At 71.0% G+C, this 19,940-nt stretch carries 20 protein-coding genes and 1 pseudogene; 16 read left to right on the top strand and 5 right to left on the bottom strand.

Going from position 1 to position 19,940, the window contains the following annotated elements:
• Positions 1-64 precede the first annotated feature (64 nt).
• The 6 genes from CV755_RS10325 (at position 65) to CV755_RS10350 (ending at position 8,285) form a co-directional block, all read left to right on the top strand.
• On the top strand, positions 65-1,126 hold the full coding sequence (locus CV755_RS10325; RefSeq protein WP_241561097.1) for a polyprenyl synthetase family protein: 1,062 nt from the start codon (positions 65-67) through the stop codon (positions 1,124-1,126).
• 125 nt (positions 1,127-1,251) lie between these two features.
• A complete protein-coding gene (gene shc, locus CV755_RS10330) occupies positions 1,252-3,204 on the top strand; it encodes a squalene--hopene cyclase (RefSeq protein ID WP_109279876.1) in 1,953 nt (650 codons plus the stop codon).
• Entirely contained in the window at positions 3,204-3,854 is a 651-nt protein-coding gene (locus tag CV755_RS10335) for a phosphorylase family protein (RefSeq protein WP_109279877.1), read from the top strand. The genes shc and CV755_RS10335 overlap by 1 nt, the downstream gene beginning before the upstream one ends.
• A gap of 5 nt (positions 3,855-3,859) precedes the next feature.
• Entirely contained in the window at positions 3,860-4,885 is a 1,026-nt protein-coding gene (hpnH, locus tag CV755_RS10340; RefSeq protein WP_109279878.1) for an adenosyl-hopene transferase HpnH, read from the top strand.
• 104 nt (positions 4,886-4,989) lie between these two features.
• Positions 4,990-6,900, top strand: a complete 1,911-nt coding sequence (gene dxs / locus CV755_RS10345) for a 1-deoxy-D-xylulose-5-phosphate synthase (protein ID WP_109279879.1) — start codon at positions 4,990-4,992, stop codon at positions 6,898-6,900.
• A complete protein-coding gene (locus CV755_RS10350; RefSeq protein WP_109279880.1) occupies positions 6,897-8,285 on the top strand; it encodes an aspartate aminotransferase family protein in 1,389 nt (462 codons plus the stop codon). Before dxs ends, CV755_RS10350 begins: the two co-directional genes overlap by 4 nt.
• A gap of 3 nt (positions 8,286-8,288) precedes the next feature.
• On the opposite strand, the gene CV755_RS10355 is transcribed toward CV755_RS10350, so the two are convergent.
• A complete protein-coding gene (locus CV755_RS10355; RefSeq protein WP_109279881.1) occupies positions 8,289-9,089 on the bottom strand; it encodes a tyrosine-protein phosphatase in 801 nt (266 codons plus the stop codon).
• 213 nt (positions 9,090-9,302) lie between these two features.
• Here CV755_RS10355 and CV755_RS10360 point away from each other — a divergent pair, with 213 nt between their 5' ends.
• Positions 9,303-10,094 carry an SGNH/GDSL hydrolase family protein gene (locus CV755_RS10360; protein ID WP_109279882.1) on the top strand — a complete coding sequence of 264 codons (792 nt, stop codon included), beginning with the start codon at positions 9,303-9,305 and terminating at the stop codon, positions 10,092-10,094.
• A 56-nt stretch (positions 10,095-10,150) separates the two neighbouring features.
• Here the strand turns inward: CV755_RS10360 and CV755_RS10365 are convergent, their stop codons facing one another.
• On the bottom strand, positions 10,151-10,618 hold the full coding sequence (locus CV755_RS10365) for an ATP-binding protein (RefSeq protein WP_241561098.1): 468 nt from the start codon (positions 10,616-10,618) through the stop codon (positions 10,151-10,153).
• A gap of 136 nt (positions 10,619-10,754) precedes the next feature.
• Here CV755_RS10365 and CV755_RS10370 point away from each other — a divergent pair, with 136 nt between their 5' ends.
• From CV755_RS10370 to CV755_RS10380, 3 genes are all read left to right on the top strand, one after another.
• Positions 10,755-11,621 carry a helix-turn-helix domain-containing protein gene (locus CV755_RS10370; protein WP_109279883.1) on the top strand — a complete coding sequence of 289 codons (867 nt, stop codon included), beginning with the start codon at positions 10,755-10,757 and terminating at the stop codon, positions 11,619-11,621.
• Between the two features lie 4 nt (positions 11,622-11,625).
• Positions 11,626-11,886: a DUF397 domain-containing protein gene (locus CV755_RS10375; protein ID WP_109279884.1), complete on the top strand. Its 261-nt coding sequence runs from the start codon at positions 11,626-11,628 to the stop codon at positions 11,884-11,886.
• A 108-nt stretch (positions 11,887-11,994) separates the two neighbouring features.
• On the top strand, positions 11,995-12,741 hold the full coding sequence (locus CV755_RS10380; RefSeq protein ID WP_241561109.1) for an SAM-dependent methyltransferase: 747 nt from the start codon (positions 11,995-11,997) through the stop codon (positions 12,739-12,741).
• A 14-nt stretch (positions 12,742-12,755) separates the two neighbouring features.
• On the opposite strand, the gene CV755_RS10385 is transcribed toward CV755_RS10380, so the two are convergent.
• A complete protein-coding gene (locus tag CV755_RS10385) occupies positions 12,756-13,964 on the bottom strand; it encodes a hypothetical protein (RefSeq protein ID WP_153068636.1) in 1,209 nt (402 codons plus the stop codon).
• Positions 13,955-14,569 (bottom strand): ATP-binding cassette domain-containing protein, encoded by a 615-nt coding sequence (locus CV755_RS10390; RefSeq protein ID WP_161968651.1) that lies wholly within the window; start codon positions 14,567-14,569, stop codon positions 13,955-13,957. The genes CV755_RS10385 and CV755_RS10390 overlap by 10 nt, the downstream gene beginning before the upstream one ends.
• Before the next feature lie 236 nt (positions 14,570-14,805).
• Between CV755_RS10390 and CV755_RS10395 the strand changes: the two genes are divergently transcribed.
• From CV755_RS10395 to CV755_RS10410, 5 genes are all read left to right on the top strand, one after another.
• Positions 14,806-15,615, top strand: a complete 810-nt coding sequence (locus tag CV755_RS10395) for a serine/threonine protein kinase (protein ID WP_193553389.1) — start codon at positions 14,806-14,808, stop codon at positions 15,613-15,615.
• Positions 15,584-17,023, top strand: a complete 1,440-nt coding sequence (locus CV755_RS10400) for a serine/threonine-protein kinase (RefSeq protein WP_109279887.1) — start codon at positions 15,584-15,586, stop codon at positions 17,021-17,023. The genes CV755_RS10395 and CV755_RS10400 overlap by 32 nt, the downstream gene beginning before the upstream one ends.
• 155 nt (positions 17,024-17,178) lie before the next feature.
• On the top strand, positions 17,179-17,352 hold the full coding sequence (locus CV755_RS35565; protein ID WP_206608408.1) for a hypothetical protein: 174 nt from the start codon (positions 17,179-17,181) through the stop codon (positions 17,350-17,352).
• On the top strand, positions 17,333-18,181 hold the full coding sequence (locus CV755_RS10405; protein WP_241561099.1) for an LGFP repeat-containing protein: 849 nt from the start codon (positions 17,333-17,335) through the stop codon (positions 18,179-18,181). The genes CV755_RS35565 and CV755_RS10405 overlap by 20 nt, the downstream gene beginning before the upstream one ends.
• A 22-nt stretch (positions 18,182-18,203) precedes the next feature.
• A complete protein-coding gene (locus tag CV755_RS10410; RefSeq protein ID WP_193553390.1) occupies positions 18,204-19,202 on the top strand; it encodes an alpha/beta hydrolase-fold protein in 999 nt (332 codons plus the stop codon).
• 46 nt (positions 19,203-19,248) lie between these two features.
• On the opposite strand, the gene CV755_RS10415 is transcribed toward CV755_RS10410, so the two are convergent.
• Positions 19,249-19,665, bottom strand: a complete 417-nt coding sequence (locus CV755_RS10415; RefSeq protein ID WP_206608409.1) for a DUF1707 SHOCT-like domain-containing protein — start codon at positions 19,663-19,665, stop codon at positions 19,249-19,251.
• Between the two features lie 51 nt (positions 19,666-19,716).
• On the opposite strand from CV755_RS10415, the pseudogene CV755_RS10420 reads away from it, so the two are divergent.
• Positions 19,717-19,917 (top strand): annotated as a pseudogene (locus tag CV755_RS10420) (alpha-ketoglutarate-dependent dioxygenase AlkB); the annotation flags it as partial.
• Positions 19,918-19,940: the final 23 nt, after the last annotated feature.

Below are 19,940 nucleotides of genomic sequence, written 5' to 3' on the forward strand. Positions count from 1 at the left end.
GAGCCTTCCAGGCGCGCGCTTCCGAGGCGGAGCGCGCGTGAGCACGATCACCCAAGGAGAGACCGTGACTTCGGCGATCCCAGCTTGCGACACCGAGGGCGTACACGCCCTGCTGGAGCGCGGACGGGCGCTTGCCACGCCGGTGCTGCGTGCCGCCGTGGGCAGACTCGCGGCGCCCATGGACACCACGGCCGCGTACCACTTCGGCTGGATCGACGCCGAGGGACGGCCCACCGACGGCGACAGCGGCAAGGCCGTGCGTCCCGCCCTGGCCCTGCTGTCGGCCGAGGCGGCCGGCGCCGCACCGCAGACCGGGGTGCCCGGTGCGGTGGCGGTGGAACTGGTGCACAACTTCTCGCTGTTGCACGACGACCTGATGGACGGCGACGAACAGCGGCGCCACCGCGACACGGTGTGGAAGGTGCACGGCCCCGCACAGGCCATCCTGGTCGGTGACGCGCTGTTCGCGCTGGCCAATGAGGTGCTGCTGGAGCTGGGCAGCGCGGAGGCCGCCCGGGCGACCAGGCGGCTGACCACCGCCACCCGCAAGCTGATCGACGGTCAGGCCCAGGACATCTCCTTCGAGCACCGCGAGCGGGTCACCGTCGAGGAGTGCCTGGAGATGGAGGGCAACAAGACCGGTGCCCTGCTGGCCTGCGCCTCCTCCATCGGCGCGGTGCTCGGCGGCGCCGACGACCGTACCGCCGATGCCCTGGAGAACTACGGCTACCACCTGGGGCTGGCCTTCCAGGCGGTGGACGACCTGCTGGGGATCTGGGGCGACCCGGAGGCCACCGGCAAGCAGACCTGGAGCGATCTGCGCCAGCGCAAGAAGTCGCTGCCGGTGGTGGCTGCCCTGGCGGCCGGTGGTCCGGCCTCCGAGCGGCTGGCCCGCATCCTGGCCGCCGACGCCAAGAGCGAGAGCGAGACGGCCGGCTTCGACGAGGAAGAATTCGCCACCCGCGCCGCGTTGATCGAGGAGGCGGGCGGCCGGGAGTGGACTTCCCAGGAGGCCCGCCGTCAGCACACCACCGCCATCGAGGCGCTGGACCGGGTGGACATTCCGCCGGCGGTCCGGGCGCAGCTGACGGCGCTCGCCGACTTCGTCGTCGTACGAAAGAGATGATGACTATTCACCGAACCTGATCAGCGAACCTGAAGATCGCGGTCGCCGGACGGCGCCTGGCTCGGCGCCGGCCGACGGAACCCCGAGTACGGCAGAGAAGAGACTCACTGCAATAGGGGAAGCCAATGACAGCGACGACCGACGGCACCGGGGCCACCGTCGAGGTGACGCCCCGGTCCGCCGCGGAGCGGGCCACCGCCCGCGCCACCGAGTATCTGCTCTCCCTCCAGGACGAGCAGGGCTGGTGGAAGGGCGACCTGGAGACCAATGTCACCATGGACGCCGAAGATTTGATGCTCCGTCAATTCCTGGGGATCCAGGACCCGCGGACCACCGAGGCCGCCGCCCGCTTCATCCGGGCACAGCAGCGCCCGGACGGCACCTGGGCCACCTTCCATGGCGGCCCGGGGGAGTTGTCCACCACCATCGAGGCCTATGCGGCCCTGCGGCTGGCCGGGGACGCCCCCGACGCCCCGCATATGGCCGCCGCCTCCGCCTGGGTCCGCGAACACGGCGGGATCGCCTCCGCCCGGGTCTTCACCCGCATCTGGCTGGCGCTCTTCGGCTGGTGGAAATGGGAGCACCTGCCCGAGCTGCCGCCCGAGCTGATGTTTGTGCCCACCTGGTTCCCGCTGAACATCTATGACTTCGGCTGCTGGGCCCGGCAGACCATTGTTCCGCTGACCATCGTCTCCGCGCTGCGGCCGGTACGGCCCGCGCCCTTCGCCCTGGACGAGCTGCACACCGACCCCCGCCGCCCCAACCCGCCCCGCCCGCTCGCCCCGGCGGCCGGCTGGGACGGCTTCTTCCAGCGCCTGGACAAGGCGCTGCACACCTACCGCCGGTTCGCCCTCAAGCCGCTGCGCCGGGCCGCCATCGGCTCCGCCGCCCGCTGGATCATCGAGCGGCAGGAGAACGACGGCTGCTGGGGCGGCATCCAGCCGCCGGCCGTCTACTCCGTCATCGCCCTGCACCTGCTGGGCTACGACCTGCAACACCCGGTGCTGCGGGCGGGACTTGAGTCGCTGGACCGTTTCGCCGTCTGGCGGCAGGGCGAGGACGGCCCGGTCCGGATGATCGAGGCCTGCCAGTCCCCGGTCTGGGACACCTGTCTGGCCACCATCGCACTGGCCGACGCCGGACTGCCGGCCGACCACCCGGCACTGGTCAGGGCGGCCGACTGGATGCTGGACGAGCAGATCACCCGGCCCGGCGACTGGACCGTGCGCAGACCCCAACTGGCCTCCGGCGGCTGGGCGTTCGAGTTCCACAACGACAACTACCCGGACATCGACGACACCGCCGAGGTGGTGCTGGCGCTCAAACGCGTGGCGCATCCGCGGCCGGAGCGCGTCGAGGCGGCCGTGCGGCGGGCGATGAGCTGGACCGTGGGCATGCAGTCCAGGAACGGCGCCTGGGGCGCGTTCGACGCCGACAACACCAGCCCCTTCCCCAACCGGCTGCCGTTCTGCGACTTCGGCGAGGTCATCGACCCGCCCTCGGCCGATGTCACCGCCCATGTGGTGGAGGCGCTGGCGGCACTGGGCAAACAGCACCACCCCAGGGCCCGGCGCGGCATCGAATGGCTGCTGGCCGAACAGGAGGAGAGCGGCGCCTGGTTCGGCCGCTGGGGCGTCAACTACATCTATGGGACCGGGGCGGTGGTCCCCGCGCTCACCGCCGCCGGACTGCCCGCCTCCCACCCGGCCGTCCGCCGGGCCGTCGAATGGCTGCAACGGGTGCAGAACCCGGACGGCGGCTGGGGCGAGGACCTGCGCTCCTACCGCGACCCGGAGTGGATCGGCCGCGGCGCATCCACCGCCTCCCAGACCGCCTGGGCCCTGCTGGCCCTGCTGGCGGCCGGCGAACGGGAGTCCGCCGCGGTGCGACGGGGGGTGGACTGGCTGGCCCGGACCCAGCGCGAGGACGGGTCCTGGGACGAGCCCTACTTCACCGGCACCGGCTTCCCCTGGGACTTCTCCATCAACTACCACCTCTACCGCCAGGTCTTCCCGCTGACCGCGCTGGGCCGCTACCTCAACGGCGAGCCCCTGACCGCCGGCCGCCGGGAGGGCTGATGGCCGCCGGCACGGGAACCCCCGCCCCCGCACCGCTGCTGATCGCCTGTGCGCTCGGCATCGAGCGCCTCGCCCTGCGCGGCGGCCTCGGCGGTGCGGCCGGTCCCGTGACCGTACTGCGCACCGGCATGGGCCCGCAGGCCGCGGACCGTGCCATCACCCGGGCACTGGGCGAGGGCGCGCCGCTGAGCGAGGCGGCCGTGATCGCCACCGGATTCTGCGCCGGCCTGGCCCCCGGGATGCACCCCGGGGACCTGGTCGTCGCCGATGAGACCCGCGACCGGGACGGCCGCACCGAGTGCGCCGGGGTGGAGCTGCTCGCCAAGGAACTCGCCCGCTCGGTGGGCGGCCGGGCCATCCACACCGGCCCGCTGGTCGGTTCGGACCATGTGGTCCGCGGCGCCGAGCGGGCCGCCCTGCACGCCGCGGGGGCGCTGGCGGTGGACATGGAGTCCGCCGCCACGCTCCGGAGTGCCGTGCGGGCCGGTTCACGCCCGGTTGCGGCCGTCCGGGTGGTCGTGGACGCTCCGGAACATGAACTCGTACGAATCGGGACCCTGCGCGGTGGAATATCGGCATTCCGTGTGCTGCGCACCGTCCTACCGGCTTTTTTCGAATGGCACCGTTCTTTGCTGCTCCCCAGGAGGTGAGCCAGATGGCCATGCCGCTTCGTCAGACCATCCGTGTCGGGACCTATCTGCTTGAACAGAAGCTGCGGAAGCGGGAGAAGTTCCCGCTCATCGTGGAGTTGGAACCGCTTTACGCCTGCAATCTCAAATGCGAGGGCTGCGGCAAGATCCAGCATCCCGCCGGTGTGCTCAAGCAGCGCATGCCCGTGGCGCAAGCGGTGGGTGCGGTACTGGAGTGCGGAGCGCCGATGGTCTCCATCGCCGGCGGCGAACCGTTGATGCACCCGCAAATCGACGAAATCGTCCGGCAGTTGGTGGCCAAACGTAAATACGTCTTCCTGTGCACCAATGCCGTCCTGCTGCGCAAGAAGATGGACAAGTTCACCCCCTCCCCGTATTTCGCGTTCGCCGTGCACATCGACGGCATGCGTGAGCGGCATGATGAATCGGTCGCCAAGGAGGGCGTGTTCGACGAGGCGGTGGCGGCCATCAAGGAGGCCAAGCGGCGCGGCTTCCGGGTCACCACCAACTCGACGTTCTTCAACACCGACACCCCGCAGACCATCGTCGAGGTGCTGGACTTCCTCAACGACGAACTGAAGGTGGACGAGATGATGATCTCGCCCGCCTATGCCTATGAGAAGGCCCCCGACCAGGACCACTTCCTGGGCGTGGAACAGACCCGGGAACTGTTCAAAAAGGCCTTCTCCGGCGGCAACCGGCGCCGCTGGCGGCTCAACCACAGCCCGCTCTTCCTGGACTTCCTGGAGGGCAAGGCCGACTTCCCGTGCACCGCCTGGGGAATCCCCAACTACTCGCTCTTCGGCTGGCAGCGGCCCTGCTACCTGATGAGCGACGGCTATGTGCCCACCTACCGGGAGCTGGTGGAGGACACCGACTGGGACAAGTACGGGCGGGGCAAGGATCCGCGCTGCGACAACTGCATGGCGCACTGCGGTTATGAGCCCACGGCCGTGCTGGCCACCATGGGGTCGCTGCGCGAGACCATCCGGGCCGCCGGCGAGACCATCGCCGGGAACCGGGCCCGCTGACCGCGGGCGGCAGCACCCTGCCCGTGGCCTGAGGGGTGACAGCACAATCGGGCTCGCCAAGGGCCCCGGGAACAAAGGCCGACAGAGTTAAGGAGGGGGCCGGGATGTCCTTGCTGGAGAACATCCGCAGTCCACGAGACCTGAAGGCGCTCGATACGGAGGAACTGACCGAACTCGCCGAGGAGATCCGCCACTTCCTGGTGCACGCGGTGGCCAGGACCGGCGGTCATCTGGGACCCAATCTCGGAGTGGTGGAGCTGACCATCGCCCTGCACCGCTCCTTCGACTCACCGTCCGACCGCATCCTGTGGGACACCGGGCACCAGTCCTATGTCCATAAACTGCTCACCGGGCGGCAGGACTTCTCCAAACTGCGCCGCAAGGGCGGGCTGTCCGGCTATCCCTCGCGCGCCGAGTCCGAGCACGATGTCATCGAGAACAGCCATGCCTCCACGGTGCTCGGCTGGGCGGACGGCCTGGCCAAGGCCAACCAGGTGCTGGGCCGCTGGAACGACCATGTGGTGGCCGTCATCGGCGACGGAGCGCTCACCGGCGGCATGGCCTGGGAGGCGCTCAACAACATCGCCGCCGCCCGGGACCGCCCGCTGATCATCGTGGTCAATGACAATGAGCGCTCCTACGCCCCCACCATCGGCGGCCTGGCCAACCATCTGGCCACCCTGCGCACCACCGACGGCTATGAACGCTTCCTGGCCCGCACCAAGGAAGCGGTGCAGAGCGTGCCGCTGGTCGGCAAGCCCCTTTATGAATCGCTGCACGGCGCCAAGAAGGGCTTCAAGGACGCCTTCGCCCCCCAGGGCATGTTCGAGGACCTGGGGCTGAAATACCTGGGGCCGATAGACGGGCACGACATCGCCGCCGTGGAGTCCGCGCTGCGCCGGGCCAAACGGTTCCACGGCCCCGTACTGGTGCACTGCCGCACCCAGAAGGGCCGCGGCTACCGGCCGGCCCTGGAGGACGAGGCGGACCGCTTCCACACCGTGGGCTCGATGAACCCGCTCACCTGCGAGCCGCTGGCCCCCTCCGGCGGCCGCTCCTGGACCTCGGTGTTCGGCGAGGAGCTGGTGCGCATCGGCGCCGAACGGCCGGATGTGGTGGCCATCACCGCCGCCATGCTGGACCCGGTGGGGCTCACCGGGTTCGCGCGGGCCTACCCCGACCGCGTCTGGGACGTGGGCATCGCCGAGCAGCACGCGGCCACCTCGGCCGCCGGCCTGGCCACCGGCGGACTGCACCCGGTGTTCGCGGTCTACGCCACCTTCCTCAACCGCGCCTTCGACCAGGTGCTGATGGATGTCGCCCTGCACAAGTGCGGCGTCACCTTCGTCCTCGACCGGGCCGGGGTCACCGGCCCCGACGGCCCCAGCCACAACGGCATGTGGGACATGTCCCTCCTCCAGGTGGTGCCGGGCCTGCGGATCGCCGCCCCGCGCGACGCCACCCAGCTGCGCGCCCAGCTGCGCGAGGCGGTGGAGGTGCCGGACGCGCCCACCGTGCTGCGTTACCCCAAGGAGCAGGTGGGCCCGGACATCGAGGCGGTCGGCCGGGCCGGCGGCATGGACGTACTGCGGCACCCGGCGGAGGAGAACCCGGATGTGCTTCTGGTCGCGGTCGGCACCATGGCCCAAGTGGCCCTGGACACGGCGGATTTGCTGAAGGACCGGGGCACCGGCTGCACCGTGGTGGACCCGCGCTGGGTCAAGCCGGTGGACGCGGCCCTGCCGGAGGTGGCCCGGAGCCACCGGATGGTCGCCGTGGTGGAGGACAACGTCCGTACCGGCGGGGTCGGCTGGTCCGTCGCCCAGGCGCTGCGGGTTGCGGGCGTGGACCTGCCGGTGGAGACCCTGGGCCTGCCCGAGCAGTTCCTGGCCCATGCCAAGCGCTCCGAGGTGCTGGCGGACGCGGGGCTCACCCCGGTGGAGATCGCCGGCCGGATCAGCGCCGTACTGGCCCGTACCGCCCGCCCTGCCGCGGTGGTCAAGGAGAACGCATGACCGACGGGGGCTTCGACCTGGCCCGGCTGCTGGCCGAGCGCGGTGGCGAACGCTATGAGCTGCACGCCCGCCATCTCAACCACCAGCTGCCGAGGATGCTGCGCACCATCGGCTTCGACAAGGTCTACCAGCGGGCCGAGGGCGCCTACTTCTGGGACGAGGAGGGCCGGGACTACCTCGATATGCTGGCCGGCTTCGGGGTGATGGGCCTGGGCCGGCACCATCCGGTGGTGCGCAAGGCGCTGCACGACGTCCTGGACGCCTCGCTGGCCGACCTCACCCGCTTCGACTGCCCGCCGCTGCCCGGACTGCTGGCCGAGCGGCTGCTGTCCTACACCCCGCATCTGGACCGGGTGTTCTTCGGCAACAGCGGCACCGAGGCGGTGGAGACGGCGCTGAAGTTCGCCCGCTACGCCACCGGCAGGCCCAGGGTGCTCTACTGTGTGCACGCCTTCCATGGGCTGACCACCGGCTCGCTGTCGGTCAACGGCGAGGAGGGCTTCAAGGACGGCTTCGCCCCGCTGCTGCCCGACACCGCCGTCCCGCTGGGCGATCTGGCCGCACTGGAACGGGAGTTGCGGCGCGGCGATGTGGCGGCGCTGATCGTGGAACCCATCCAGGGCAAGGGGGTGCACCAGCCGCCGCCCGGCTATCTGCGCGCCGCCCAGGAGCTGTTGCACCGGCACAAGGCGCTGCTGATCGCCGACGAGGTGCAGACCGGCCTCGGACGCACCGGGGAGTTCTTCGCCTACCAGCACGAGGCCGGGGTGGAACCCGACCTGGTGTGTGTGGCCAAGACCCTCTCCGGCGGCTATGTGCCGGTGGGGGCCACCCTGGGCAAGGACTGGATCTTCAAAAAGGTGTATTCCTCCATGGACCGGGTGCTGGTGCACTCGGCCAGCTTCGGCTCCAACGCCCAGGCCATGGCGGCCGGTCTGGCGGTGCTGGCGGTGATGGAGGACGAGGGGATCGTGGCCAACGCCCGGGCCACCGGCGAGCTGCTGCGCGGCCGGCTGGCGGCGCTGGTGGACAAGTACGAGCTGCTGCACGAGGTGCGCGGCCGGGGCCTGATGATCGGTATCGAGTTCGGCCGGCCCAAGTCCCTGGCGCTGCGCAGCCGTTGGACGATGCTCCAGGCGGCGCGCAAGGGACTGTTCGCGCAGATGGTGGTGGTGCCGCTGCTCCAGCGGCACCGCATCCTCACCCAGGTCTCGGGTGACCACCTGGAGGTCATCAAACTGATCCCGCCGCTGATCATCGGGGAGCGGGAGGTGGACCGCTTTGTGGACGCCTTCACCGCGGTGATGGACGAGGCCCATGGCGGCGGTTCGCTGATCTGGGACTTCGGCCGGAACCTGGTGAAACAGGCGGTGGCGGCCCGCTGAGGCTCAGCCGTCGAGCAGCCGCTCCCGCAGCCGCTCGACGGTGGCCGGGGCGAGCGAGAGGCCCTCGCTCAGATAGCGCTCGCTCGTCCCCCAGGTCTCCTCGATGGCCGCGAAGGCGGCGGCCAGATACTCGGCGCGGGCCTCGAACAGCGGCGAGAGCAGCTCCATCACCTCCGGGGAGGTGGCACTGTCCGACCCGCGCCGCACGGCATAGCGGCGGTGCGGGGCATTGGACTCCAGATAGTCGGCCTCGATGGCGTCCCGGGGCACCCCCAGCGCCAGCAGGGTGGCCGCGATGGACAGCCCCGCCCGGTCCTTGCCGGCCGCGCAGTGCATCAGCGCCGGCACCGCGTCCTCGGCCAGCTCGTGCAGCACCCGGCTGTGCTCGGCGGTGCGGGTGGTGACGATCAGACGGTAGGAGTCGGCCATCCGCTGGGCCGCCCGGCCCTCGGCAAGCACCTCCCGCAGCCGCTCCATGCCGCCCTCGCGGACCATCTCCCAGAACTCGCTGCCGTCCGCCGGGTCGCTCAGCGGCAGATTGACATAGCGCACTCCGGGCAGCGCCACATCCGTGCCCTCCAGCGCGATATCGGCGGCATTGCGGAAGTCGAAGACGGTGTGCAGCCCCAGCGAGGCGAGAAAGGCCGCGTCCGCCTCGGTGGCCGAGGCCAGATGCCCGCTGCGGAACAGGACGCCGGGCCGCACCCGCCGGCCGTCGGCGGCCGGCAGGCCGCCCAGATCGCGGAAGTTGCGGACTCCCGCCAGTTCCGGCTCGGCGGTGGGGACATGCGGCGTCTGAGTCACGGGCGCTCCTTGGGCTCGGCCGTCGGCGGTGGGTCGCCGATGGCGGGAAAACTGACCCTACGACACCGGTTTTACGGCGCATCGGCCCGTCCGGCAGCCCCTTGGCGGGCGTATTCCTCCGTAGGGGACCAAACCGGGGTGGGATACATCACGGCTCGTCAACCCCTGGTTACGGTGGCGTAGGTCACTTGCGAGGGTGAAAGATGTGCTGACGTGGCAGACGATTCGAATTCAATCAACAAGAGCGCGATCGGGTCGTACGCGGCAGTCGGGGACAGCTTCACCGAGGGCGTCGGGGACCCGGGTCCCGATGGCGCCTTCGTCGGCTGGGCCGACCGGCTGGCCGTACTCCTGGCCGATCAGCGGGAAGAGCACACCTTCCGGTACGCCAACCTCGCCGTCCGCGGCCGCCTGCTGGACCAGATCGTGGAGGAGCAGGTGCCAAGGGCCAAGGAGCTCGGGCCCGATCTCGTCACATTCTGCGCGGGGGGCAATGACATTCTGCGGCCGGGCTCCGACCCGGACGATGTGGCCGAGCGCTATGCGGCGGCCGTCGCCGACCTGACCTCCTCGGTCGGCACGGTGCTGCTGTGCACCGGCTTCGACACCCGGGGCATGCCGGTGCTCCGCCATCTGCGGGGGAAGATCGCGACCTATACCGCCCATGTCCGGGCCATCGCCGACCGGCATGGCTGCCCGGTGCTCGACCTGTGGTCGCTGCGCTCGGTGCAGGACCGGCGGGCCTGGAGCGAGGACCGGCTGCATCTGTCGGCCGACGGGCACACCCGGGTGGCACTGCGCGCCGCCCAGGTGCTGGGCCTCGCGGTGCCCGCCGACCCGGACCAGCCATGGCCGGCGGAGGAGGAGCGCACCCCCGCCGAGGTGCGCCGGGACAATATCCACTGGGCGCGCGAGCACTTGGTGCCCTGGATCGGCCGCCGGCTGCGCGGCGAGTCCTCCGGGGACCATGTGGAGCCCAAGCGCCCGGACCTGCTGCCGCTGTAGCGGGGCCGTACCGGACCTGCCCGCCGTACCGCGCGCCATGCGGCGGGGCCGGCCCCTCAGACCAGCCGCCCGTGCGGCAGCTCGGCCCAGACGACCCGGCCCCGGCCGGCGTCGTCGGGCCGGACCCCCCACGCCTGGGACAGCGCGCCGACCAGCAGCAGCCCGCGCCCGCTCTCCTCGTCCGCGCCGCTGCACCGCGCCCGTGGCTCAGTGGAGGCGCGCCCCTGGTCCGCCACCTCTATGCGCAAATGCGCTTCCCCGAAACGCAGTTGGCAGCTCACGTTTTCGCTGTCGGTGTGCCGCACCGCGTTGGTGAAGAGTTCAGACACCACCAACTGTGCGTCGTCGCATGCCGTTTCATCGACACCCCACTCGTGCAGCCGGGCGAGAACCTGCCGCCGCGCCTCGGCCACACAGGCGTTGAGCGCCGGAAAGTTGAAGGAGTAGAAGTGGGCGTCCTGCGGGCGCCCGGTGAGGCGGCCGCCGAGGCGCCCCAGGGAAGGTGCGTCTTGGGAGGGGACCACTCCGCAACTATGTGCGATGTGACGGACGTGTGGCAAGCTTCAGTCTGCAAATTGCAGAATCGACCGGACACTCTGTCCGCCCTACAGTCTGCATGGCACACTGCTGGCATATGACGGGAGTTGGAGGGGGTGGACAATGGGGGACGCACGGCCCACCGGGGCTCCGACCGTGCTGCGCGTCGTACTCGGCAAGCGGCTCCAGGACCTCAGGGAGAAGGCCGGGCTCTCCTTCCAGGACGCCGGCCGGGCGCTCGATGTCACCCATGCCACGGTGCGCCGGATGGAAAAGGCCGAAGTCGGCCTGAAAATCCCCTACGTCGAAAAACTCCTCCACCTCTATGGCGTGCACAACCAGACGGAGGTCGAGGGATTCCTGGCCCTCGCCCGGGAGGCCAACCGGCCCGGCTGGTGGCACCGCTTCCGCGACGTCCTGCCCGAATGGTTCAGCGCCTTTGTCAGCCTGGAGGGCGAGGCCAACGTCATCCGCGCCTATGAACCGCACTATGTCCCCGGCCTGTTGCAGACCGAGGACTACGCCCGCGCCGTACTGCGCGCCGGCCAGCCGCACGCCCCGCGGGAGGAGATCGAACGCGGGGTGGCCGTCCGCCGGGAACGCCAGCACCTGCTCACCCGGGACAACGCCCCGCTGCTGTGGGTGGTGATGGACGAGACCGTACTGCGCCGGCCCATCGGCGGCCCGGAAGTGATGCGCGCCCAGATCTCCCGGCTCATCGAGGCCACCGAACTGCCCCAGGTGCGGCTCCAGATCATGCCCTTTGCCTCCGGTCCGCATCCGGCCATGTACGGACCGTTCCATATCTTCCGGTTCCCCATCGACGAACTCCCGGACATCGCCTACGCCGAAAACCTCATCGGCGCCTCGTACTTCGACCAGCGCGAGGATGTCTCGGCCTTTCTCGAAGCGCTGGACCGGATGTGCGCGCAGGCCGCGCCGGCACACACCACCAAGGCATTCCTGGGTGGCATTCGTAAGGAGATCTGAACCTATGGATCTGGACCATATATACAACGGCATGCCCGCCGCCGACCTGGGCACGGAGGGCTGGCACAAGCCGTGGAGCGGCGGCAACGGGGGCAGCTGCGTCGAGGCCATGCGGCTCATGGACGGGCGGGTGGCGCTGCGCCAGTCAACCGATCCGGAGGGTCCGGCACTGATCTACACGCGTCACGAGATGGAAACCTTTATCCGCGGGGCCAAGGAAGGGCAGGCCGACTTCCTGCTCGCCGGTTCCGGTGTGGCCGACTGAACAACGGCCGTGACAACGCAGGGGGAAAGCCGAGTGAACCAAGAGGACTTGACCGGCCGGGGATTCACGGCGCAGGAGATAGACACCAGCAGACCGCACCCGGCCCGGATGTACGACTACTATCTGGGCGGCCGGGACAATTACGAGGTGGACCGCCAGGCGGCGGAGAGCGTCATCCGGCTCGTCCCCGACGCCCGCCCCAGTGCCCGTGCCAACCGGGCCTTTATGCACCGCGCGGTCCGCGAGGTGGTACGGCGCGGAGTGCGGCAGATCATCGACATCGGCACCGGCATCCCCACCTCGCCCAACACCCATGAGGTGGCAAGGGAGTCGGCGCCGGACGCCAGGGTGGTCTATATCGACAACGACCCCATCGTGGCCACCCACGCGGGCGCCAAGCTCACCAACACCCCCGGCACCGGCTTTGTGCTGGCCGATGTCCGCGAGCCGGAGGCGATCCTGGCCCACCCGGTGGTGCGGGAGCTGATCGACTTCGATCAGCCGGTGGCCCTGCTGCTGGTGGCCGTACTGCACTTCATCAAGGACGAGGAGGACCCGGCCGGCATCCTGGCCACCCTCGGCCAGGCCCTGCCGGCCGGCAGCTGTCTGGTGCTCACCCATGGTACGGGCGACTTCCACCAGCACATCGAGGGCGATGCGGCCGACTTCTACAAGAACGCCACCGCCCAGCTGAGGGTGCGCAGCTTCGCCGAGTTCGTCCCCTTCTTCGACGGGTACGAGCTGCTCGAACCGGGCGTGGTCCAGGCGCCGTTGTGGCGGCCGGAGGGAGAGCCGCCCACGACGGAGGAGCTGGCCAGGGTGGCCTTCTACGCGGGGGTGGGGGTCAAGGAGTAAATGCGGGCCGCCCCCTACCGCGTCAGCGAACGGGCCTGCGCGCCCACCCGCCGGACGCTCAGGCCCAGCGCCAGGGCGGCGGCCACTGCCGGCTGGACCACCGCCGGGGTCAGCGACGCCTGCGGCGAGACCACGCTCTGCCACAGCAGCGGCCCGGCCACGATGGTGCACAGCAGGGTGGGAGCCGTGTACCAGATGAGGAAGGGCAGCACCGCGTACCAGTCCAGCGAGCCATACAGCAGGTCGTAACGCATCCCGCCGCGGTAGGCCGTCATCAGCGCGGCCCCCACCGCGGCGGGCGCCCCCACCGTGGAGACCAGCGCCCACAACTGCCAGTCGGCGCCCGGCAGTCCGGCCAGCCGGGCAGTGGCCCAGGCGACGGCCGGCCCCAGCACACAGAGCACGGCGGTGGGTACCGCGAAGTGGCTCAGGGGCACCGTCCGCGGGGCGAAGGGCAGCAGCCGGGTGCGGGTGAGGTTGTCGGTGTCCTGCCGGGCACCCTCGCTCAGTGCCGAGGCCGCCAGATACAGGGGCATCACCAGGACCCAGCCGAACAGCGCCGCCTGTGGAGCGCTCACCGCCGCATGGTGCGGGGAGTTCCCCCACTGCCGCATCAGATGCAGCAGCAGCACACCGGCCGCCGGCCACACCACGGCCGCCGCCGTACGAGCCGGCCGGTGCAGCAGCGCCACCGCGTCCCGCCATGGCAGCACCAGCCAGGCACCGCCCGCCGGAACGCCCGGCGAGAAGCGTGCCCGGCCCCGTCCGGCCCGGGCCACCGTCTGTGCCACCAGGGCGATTCCACGTATGCCCAACAGCGCCGCGCCCTGCCCGGCCCGCGAGCCGTGCCGGGCCCGGGTGGCGAGCTCCGCCGCCGGCAGGGACCCCAGCAGCCCGGCGGCGTACCCCAGCAGTGCCGCCCCGGTGCCCGCGGTCAGGGCCGGCACGGTGCCGGACGCGGCCGGGGCGCCCACGGCCCGCCCCGCCGCCGGCGCGATGCGCAGCACACCGGCCGCCACGACCAGCACGGCGACCAGGGTGAGCAGCGACTGCCACAGCCCGGACAGCCGGGGGCGCCCGGAGCGGTCGCGCCGGGCGCGGCGCGCCTCGCTCAGCGCCTCGGCGCCGGCGGCGGTCAGCTCCAGGCCCGCCTCCGGCGGCCCCGGCGCGGCGAACCGCGAACTCCGGCCGATCCGGGCCGAATTGCCGTGCATTACCGCCACGGCGCCGCCTCCTCACCCAGCACGGCCGCAGGCCCGCCCTGGGCCGCACAGCGGCCCGAGGCCAGCAGCATCACCTGGTCGGCGACCGTCTCCACCAGCGCCCGTTCATGGGAGACCAGGACGATGCCGGTGCCCGCCCGTTTGGTCTCCCGCAGCACCTCGGCCAGCCGCTCCCTGGCGCGGGCGTCCAGGCGCTGCTCCGGCTCGTCCAGCAACAGCAGGCGGGCCGGGCGCACCAGGGCGGCGCTCAGCAGCAGGGCCTGGCGCTGCCCCGCGGAGAGGGTGTCGGGAAAGGCGCCATGACGGGCAGCCAGCTCCAGATGGTTGAGCACGGTGGCGGCGGCCCCGGCCGCCCGGCGGCCCAGACCATGGGCGGCGGCGACCATCCGGATGTGCTCGGCCACCGTCAGATCGGGGAAGCGCTCCCCGCCGTCCATGGCCACGGCCACATCGCGGCGGAATCCGGGATCCTGCTCACGCACCGGTGCGCCGTCGAAGAGCCCCCTGCCCTCGTCGGCCGTCTGCCGTCCGGCCGGCGCCCGCAGCAGGGTTGACTTTCCCGAGCCGTTGGCGCCGACCAGGGCGATACAACGGCCGGGATCCACCCGCACCTTGCTTTTCTGCGAATCGGGTACGGAGCGGAACCAGTGTTGCGCATAGGGTGGTTGCAGGCTGTGGGAGGGGACCGGCAGCAGCCAGGAGCTTTCTCACCCCGCCCGTACCCCCTCCGAGCACGCACGGGCGCATGGCGCAAACCCCCGATCCCGGAAGTGAATTTCCGCGCCGGATGTCCTAATGTTCGTTTGGGTGACGACCGGTCACGCCGGGCGAGGAGGGGGCAGTGAGCGGGGTAGTGATCTATCTGCCGCCGGGAGTCGGCGACCACGGGGAGGAGCCCGACGGCGGGGTGACCCTGCGGCTCGGCGCGGGGGAGACGGCCCGGTTCGGGCGCGGCTCCGCGACAACCCCGGTGGAACTCCGGCTGATTGACGCGGCCATCTCCCGGCTGGCGGGGGAGATCCGGGTGACCGAGGACCACTGGCAGCTGAGCAACCACAGTACGACACAGAGCTATCTGGTGGAGAACCCGGAAGGTGCGGGGGAGTACCTCAGGGTGCCGCCCCGGCGGGCCGGAGCGCCCATCCCCTTCGAGTTCTCCCGTGTGGTGCTGCCCACCCGCCGGGACACCACGGTGGCCTTCCAGGTGTTCGCGCCCGACCACCTCTATATGGATCCGGACGCGGTGGGCGGCCATCGCGGGACCCGCACCGTGACGGCCTACTCCCTGGACGAGACGGCCATTTACTTCCTGGTGCTGGTCGCGCTCTGCGAACCCAGGCTGCGTGACGAGTCACCGCTGGCGGTGCCGACCACCCCGCAGATTGTCGAGCGGCTGCGGGCCCACCCCGCCTGCGCCCGGCTGACCGCCCGCGCGGTCAGCTCGCATATCGACTACCTCGCCGAGGAGAAGATGCGGATCAGCGCCCCGGACGAGTACGGGCCCGCCCGGGGCGGCCGGCGCAACGGCAAGCGGGAATCGATCGTCGGACTCGCCCTGCGCTTCGGGCTCGTCAGGGAGGAACACCTCACCCTGCTGCCGCCCCGGACCGGAGGAGGCCATGGTGTCCATACCGGCCGACACCTCGGATGACGACCGTACCGATGTGCTCCCGCCCGGCTACCGCCTGGGCCGCTGGGAGGTCACCGGCCAGATCGGCTCCGGCGGCTGGGCAACGGTCTACGCCGGGCGCCCGGTTGACGGAACAGACGCCGGAGAAGGGGAAGAGGTCGCGCTCAAGATCCTGCCGACCGCCGGGCTCGGCCCCAGCCAGGCCCGCAAGGTGGCGGACACCGCGCGCCGGGAGGTGGAACTCGGCCGCCGCACCGGCCACCCCAGGCTGATCCGCCTGCTGGAGTCGCTGGTGCTCAGCGACCCCCGATACCCCTTGCTGGACGGCGCCATTGTGCTGGTGATGGAACGGGCCGCGGACAGTCTGCGGACGCTGCTGGCCGCCGGGGTGAGTGAGGACGAGGCCGCCGGGCTGTTCACCGGAATCTGCGAGGGGCTGGCTCATCTGCACCGCAGCGGGTGGGTGCACGGGGACCTCAAACCGGACAACGTCCTGGTCATGGCCGATGGTTCGGTCAGGCTCTCCGACTTCGGGCTGGCCACCGAACTCACCGGCACCCATGGCACCCACGGCTATGCACCCCCGATGGGCACCCTGGACTATCTGCCGCCCGAGCGCTGGAAGGCCCCGCTGGGCGAACACGGCGTAAAGGTCCGGCCCAGCGCCGACATCTGGGCCCTGGGCATCATGATTCATGAAGCCTTCGCCCATGGCGCCGCCCCCTTCCCCGGCGCCACCCCGGCCGCCCGAGGCGCCGCCGTCCAGGAGTACGCCGAGGGGCGCGCCCCGCTGCGCCTGTCCGGCGAACTCCCCCCGTTCTGGCGTGAGCTGGCCGCAGACTGCCTGGCCCCCACCCATGCCGAGCGCGGCGCCCACACCGCCGAGAGCCTGCTGGCCCGTATCAACGGCCGGCCGGACGGCACCGCGTCGGCGGCCGGTGCCGCAATCCGCCGCCGGAGATGGCTGGTTCGTTCCACGGTGCTGGCCGCCGCGGGCTGCGGGGCGGCCGCCGCCATCTGGTCGTACGCCCTGCCCGGCAACGCACATGACCACCCGGCCGCAGTGGGCTCCACCGGCAGCGCCTCCCAGTCGGCGGGCAGCATCCGGGTGTTCAACATCGAGCAGAGCTGCCGGCAGCGCAACGACCGCAGTCCGCAGTGCAGTCTGGGCCTGGCCATCGACCCCCTGCAGCCCTACACCATCGACAATGTGGTGCCCACCCGGGTCTGGCACGGCGATGTCCTGCCCGTGGACTGCCGGCTGCCCAAGGGCATTCCCATCATCGACGAGGCCGGCACCGAGTCCGCGCAGTGGTTCCGGGTCCGGCTGCCGGAGGGTTCCAGGCGGACCACGGCCTGGCTGCCGGCCGTCCGTACCCAGGACCGTCCCGCGGTCCCCGAGTGCCCCCGCCCCACGCCCCTGAGGTGAGACGGGCCGCCCGCCACCGCCCCGGAACGTTCCGGATGTCCCGGCCGCCGCCCGCGCGGCTACTTTTCGGGCCGTCCAACGTCATTCCCGGATGAAGGAGCGGTGGCGTGCCTGGCCCAGCCGCACGACGCGGAAGATGCGGAAGACTGAGAACGATGACCCTGCTGGCCATGGCGGCCGTGTCCGCCCTGGCCCAGCCCGCCTGGGCGCAGCCCGCCGGCCGGATACCCGGCCCCCTGGGCCACAAGGCACCGGCCACGGCCAAGGCCACCGCGGACTGCTACATCCCCCCCGGACCGGGACATCGCGGTGACCCGCAAGGTCTATGAGGTCGGCCAGCGCCGCAATGTCTCCGACAAGGTGATGCCGGCCGGCTTCGAGACCGGCTGGATCGAATCCCGGATGAACAACCTGGACTGCGGCGACCGCGACTCCCTCGGCGTCTTCCAGCAACGGCCCTCCCAGGGCTGGGGAACCCGCGAGCAGATCCTCGACGTGGACTACGCGGCCAATAAGTTCTTCGAGGTCGCCCAGCAGATGGAGCCGGGGATGGAGGGCAGCACCGCGGGACAGCTCGCCCAGGCCGTCCAGCGCTCCGCCTACCCCCTGAAGTACGACCAGGTGGAGGGCACCGCCCGGGAGCAGCGGGAGGAGGCCCGGCAGCCCTACGGCACCATCGGCGCCAAGTACGACAGCCTGGGCGGCCGCGGTGGGGTACTGGGCCCGCCGGTCCGGGCCGAGGAGGACTCCTCGCTGGGCGGCCGCTTCCAGCTCTTCCAGAACGGGATCATCATCTGGCACCCGGATACGGCCTTCGCCGTCTACGGCGACATCCTGGCCAAGTTCTGGGCCACCGACGCCGAACGGCACTGGGGCTTCCCGACCATGGACGAGGCCGGCGCGGCGGCGGCACCGGATGGCACCAAGGGCCGCTACCAGGTCTTCGAGCGGGGGCTGTTCCTGTGGTCGCCGCAGACCGGCGCCCATCCCCTGCAGGGCGCGGTCTATGACGCGTTCCAGGGCGCGGGCCGCGAGAAGGCACTGGGCTACCCGCTCACCGACGAGACCGACGAGCCCGGCGGCAGCAAGGCCCAGCGCTTCCAGAACGTCACCATCCACTGGACCGCCGCCAAGGGCACCTGGATCACCAAGAACTGAACTCGCATCAGGAGGATGTGTGTTGAGCGAGAACCGTCCCAGCCGCAGGAGCATGCTGAAGGCCGCCGGCGGACTCTCCGCGGCGATGGCCCTGGGCGCCGGAGGTGTGCTGGGCTCGGCGTCCTCGGCGAGCGCCGCCGACGACGGCTTCGGGCTGCGCATCGTGGAACGCGGCGAGAGCGATCCCCGTATGTGGTACTACCGGTTCAGCACGCCCGAGATCGGCTGGAACCCGGCCGTCAATGTGCTGCTGCCCGACGACTACCACACCAGCGGGCGCACCTATCCGGTGCTCTATCTCTTCCACGGCGGCGGCACCGACCAGGACTTCATCACCTTCGACCGGCTGGGCATCCGGGACTGGACCGCCGGCAAGCCGATCATTGTGGTGATGCCGGACGGCGGGCACGCGGGCTGGTACTCCAACCCCGTCACCTCCAACGTCGGCCCCCGAAACTGGGAGAGCTTCCATATCAACCAGCTGATCCCCTGGATCGACGCCAACTTCCGGACCTTCGCCGAGTACGACGGCCGTGCCGTCTCCGGGTTCTCCATGGGCGGCTTCGGCGCGCTGAAGTACGCGGCCAAGTACTACGGCCACTTCGCCTCGGTGAGCGCCCACTCCGGCCCGGCCAGCCTGCGCGGCACGGTCGCCGGAATCCCCGGCGCGGTGGTCCACTGGGCCAATGCCTCCTCCGCGGCCATCGAGCTGGGGGGCGGGACGGTCTATGGCGTGCCCTGGGATGAGAACCGCGTCAATATGGACAACCCCTGCCAGCGGCTGGACAGTTACCGCAACAAGCGGCTCTTTATGGTCGCGGGGACCAGTCCCGAGCCGATCAACTGGTTCGACACCATGAACGAGGTCGGTGTGCTGCAGACCCAGCGCGAGTTCCGCGGCCTGCTGGACCGGGCCGGGATCCCCTTTGAATGGCATGAGGTGCCGGGCGGGCACTTCGTCCGGCCGGATCTGTTCCAGAACGATCTGGATGGGATCATCGACCGCCTGCGCAAGGCGTAGGCGGGCTGTGCGGAGGGGTGCCGGGCCGGGCCGGCCCGGCACCCGTTCACCGATTCCGGTTGCGCAGCGCGGACTTGACCGCATAGGCCACCGGCGGAACGCACAGCATAAAGAGCCAGTCGCCGGTGGCGGCGGTCAGGCCCACGGCGGCCGCCCCGCCCAGCGGGAGGACGGCCCGGCGCAACCGCTCCCCGGTGGTCGGGGCCGTACCCTCCGGTACCGCAACCTCACTCCCGCTCGACGGCTGCCCGAACGGCCGGGGCTCCGGCAGGTCACCGAAGACGGCCAGCACCTCGTCCCGGGTCACCGCGGACTGGACGGCCGCGAGCCGTTCGCCGTATTCGTCGATGGTCAGCCGGCCGGCTCTGCTGTGTTCGGTCAGGGCCTCCGTGGCCTGCTCACGCTCTTGATGACCGATGCGGATGCCGGTTGCGGGGAGCCGGGAGTCGGTGGAATCGCTCACGGAGTTGATCATATTCGGCCTGCGGCTCTCCTCCCGAACATAATGGAACGGATGAATGAAGGGCTGTTCCCCCGGCAGGAGGCGGAGATCGCACCCGGTGCCGTCCATGTGCCGGACTGGCTCGACCTCGGCGCCCAGCGCGAGCTGCTCACCGCCTGCCGGGAGTGGGCGCGGCCGCCGGCCGGCCTGCGGACGGTGCGGATGCCCGGCGGGGGCGCCATGTCGGTGCGGCAGGTGTGCCTGGGGTGGTACTGTGTAACCGCATGATGCTGACC

This window comes from Streptomyces orinoci (assembly GCF_003121295.1).
GTDB lineage: Bacteria > Actinomycetota > Actinomycetes > Streptomycetales > Streptomycetaceae > Streptomyces > Streptomyces orinoci.

What these genes read in the sequence shown, in the direction of transcription:
- shc (WP_109279876.1), top strand. Translation starts at nt 1,252, where the DNA reads ATGACAGCGACGACCGACGGCACCGGGGCCACCGTCGAGGTGACGCCC.
- CV755_RS10335 (WP_109279877.1), top strand. Translation starts at nt 3,204, where the DNA reads ATGGCCGCCGGCACGGGAACCCCCGCCCCCGCACCGCTGCTGATCGCC.
- hpnH (WP_109279878.1), top strand. Translation starts at nt 3,860, where the DNA reads ATGGCCATGCCGCTTCGTCAGACCATCCGTGTCGGGACCTATCTGCTT.
- dxs (WP_109279879.1), top strand. Translation starts at nt 4,990, where the DNA reads ATGTCCTTGCTGGAGAACATCCGCAGTCCACGAGACCTGAAGGCGCTC.
- CV755_RS10350 (WP_109279880.1), top strand. Translation starts at nt 6,897, where the DNA reads ATGACCGACGGGGGCTTCGACCTGGCCCGGCTGCTGGCCGAGCGCGGT.
- CV755_RS10370 (WP_109279883.1), top strand. Translation starts at nt 10,755, where the DNA reads ATGGGGGACGCACGGCCCACCGGGGCTCCGACCGTGCTGCGCGTCGTA.
- CV755_RS10375 (WP_109279884.1), top strand. Translation starts at nt 11,626, where the DNA reads ATGGATCTGGACCATATATACAACGGCATGCCCGCCGCCGACCTGGGC.
- CV755_RS10380 (WP_241561109.1), top strand. Translation starts at nt 11,995, where the DNA reads ATGTACGACTACTATCTGGGCGGCCGGGACAATTACGAGGTGGACCGC.
- CV755_RS10400 (WP_109279887.1), top strand. Translation starts at nt 15,584, where the DNA reads ATGGTGTCCATACCGGCCGACACCTCGGATGACGACCGTACCGATGTG.
- CV755_RS35565 (WP_206608408.1), top strand. Translation starts at nt 17,179, where the DNA reads ATGACCCTGCTGGCCATGGCGGCCGTGTCCGCCCTGGCCCAGCCCGCC.